The sequence below is a fragment of the Actinoalloteichus spitiensis RMV-1378 genome (assembly GCF_000239155.1).
GTDB lineage: Bacteria > Actinomycetota > Actinomycetes > Mycobacteriales > Pseudonocardiaceae > Actinoalloteichus_B > Actinoalloteichus_B spitiensis.
Genome location: NZ_AGVX02000587.1, coordinates 1 through 2,074 on the forward strand (window position 1 = coordinate 1; position 2,074 = coordinate 2,074).

Here is a 2,074-nt window from a genome sequence, read left to right on the forward strand (position 1 = left end):
GTCGGTGACGCCCAGCAGGGCGATCGCCCGCTCGTAGGTCACACCCTCCGGCCCCGCGCCCGCCAGCAACTGGTCCATCACGCTGAGCGTGTCCCGACCGGAACCACCGCCGGCCCGGACGACCAGCGGGAACACCGGCGGCTCGACCGCCACGCCCTCGGCGGAGCAGATCGACTCCAACAGGTCGCGGACCACCGCCGGCGGCATCAGCCGGAACGGGTAGTGGTGGGTCCGGGAGCGGATGGTCGGCAGGACCTTGTCCGGTTCGGTGGTGGCGAACACGAAGACCAGGTGGTCCGGGGGCTCCTCCACGATCTTCAGCAGGGCGTTGAAGCCCTGGGTGGTGACCATGTGCGCCTCGTCGATGATGAAGACGCGGTAGCGGGACTCGGCCGGCGCGTAGAAGGCGCGGTCACGCAGTTCCCTCGCGTCGTCCACGCCCCCGTGGCTGGCGGCGTCGAGCTCGACCACGTCCACGTTCCCGGGCCCCTCCGGGGCCAGCGCCACGCAGGAGGAGCAGTCGCCGCACGGCTCGGCGGTCGGCCCCTTCTCGCAGTTGAGCGACCGCGCCAGGATGCGCGCGCTGGAGGTCTTGCCGCAGCCCCTCGGCCCCGAGAAGAGGTAGGCGTGGCTGATCCGCCCGGCGTTGAGGGCGGTGCGCAGCGGGTCGGTGACGTGTTCCTGGCCGACCACCTCGGCGAAGGTCGCCGGGCGGTACCTGCGGTAGAGAGCCAGTGCCACACCAAGAGGCTACGCAACCGCACTGACGGCCAGCTCAGGGGCCGGTCGGCGAGCCGCCCCGGACATGAGGGGACCCCGTGCACCCGCCAGAGCCCGCTTACCCTTGCTGCCTTCCGGCCCTGGGGGAGTTCACAGGATGGACGCCGCACGGGGTCCACGGTCAGTGTAGTGGACGACCGGCGACACCTCCGGCGGGGGGCCGTGCGACGCGGGCCGGGCCACGTCCCGCCCGGTGGCGGGGCGCGTCGTCCCAGGAGGGCTCCCCGTGGACCTCCAGCACCACCAGCCCGTCCGAGCTCGCGACCTCCCCGCCCATCCGCACCGCCTCTCCCTGCGACACCTCGGCGCACCGCACCGGACGCCCGTCGCGGAGCAGGGGCATCCGGGCCGGGGTGGCCGCCGTGTACGCCAGGACGGACAACCCCTCCCCCTCCCCGTCCACGGTGACCAGGCCGGTGCGCAGCCACACGAGCCGGTACCGCTCGCCCCGGCCCTCGCAGCGGTCGAGCACGCGGATCTGCTCCCTGGTGGCCAGCCAGACGAAGTGCCGCTCACTGGTGCCGGGAGCGGCGGCGAGGGTGGCTGGCCGCTGCTCGTCGACCACCCTGAACCCCGAGGCCCACACCGCCGCCAACCCGCTGCACCTCGCCCGCAGGGCCACCACCGGTCCGGTGAGGCCGAGGGAGGTGCGCAGCCAGCCGATCTTCCCCGGGCACGCGTTGGAGCCGTAGGTGAGCACGGGGAAGCGGGCTGAGGTCGGCTCGACGCCCCGGGAGGCCAACCAGTCGTCGAGATCGGTCCACGCCGGTCGCACCCGCCACCCCGCGGCGGCGGCCGGATCGCTGGACAGCGGGTAGCAGACTCCGTCGACGGAGACGAAGGAACAGGGGGGACGAGCCCCCGGGTACGGGCGGGCCGGGAAGTCCGACTCGGCGAACGGTATGTCCACGGTCTCCTCCGATGCGCCGGAACCGCGCGTCGGATCCGGTGCCGGCCGGCGAACGGCGTTCCCGGCGGAGCGCGGAGCCGGCACACCGCACCCGAGATGCGGATGGGAGGGGGCGAAGCCGGGGTGACCCCCGTAGGACGAGGTTACGCACGAACACGAAAGGGGGGCCAGGTCGTGAGCGACCCACCGCCACCGATGTCCTCCCTTCGGGGCACTCGTTCCGTGGCACCGGGTCCACCCCGCCCCGGCCCGGCGTGCGGGGCCGGTGGACCGGGACCACCGAGGTCACCGAGCGTCGGCGTCTCCTCGCACGGGGAGGGGCCGCCGGCAGGCGGAGCCGGACCCGCGCGGCGCCCGGCGGACGGGACGGTGTGCCCGCTCCCC

At 74.2% G+C, this 2,074-nt stretch carries 2 protein-coding genes and 1 other RNA gene; all 3 read right to left on the reverse strand.

All coding sequences use genetic code 11. From position 1 onward, the window contains the following. On the reverse strand, nucleotides 1-741 hold a 741-nt coding region (gene dnaX / locus ACTIDRAF_RS0222120; protein WP_016700893.1), incomplete at its 3' end, for a DNA polymerase III subunit gamma/tau. A 64-nt stretch (nucleotides 742-805) separates the two neighbouring features. Beyond that, an RNA gene (ffs, locus tag ACTIDRAF_RS33090) (signal recognition particle sRNA small type) lies at nucleotides 806-900 on the reverse strand. A gap of 1 nt (nucleotide 901) precedes the next feature. Then, the gene (locus tag ACTIDRAF_RS0222125; RefSeq protein WP_016700894.1) at nucleotides 902-1,690 is read right to left on the reverse strand and encodes a hypothetical protein; all 789 of its coding nucleotides are present in this window, start codon (nucleotides 1,688-1,690) and stop codon (nucleotides 902-904) included. Nucleotides 1,691-2,074 lie beyond the last annotated feature (384 nt).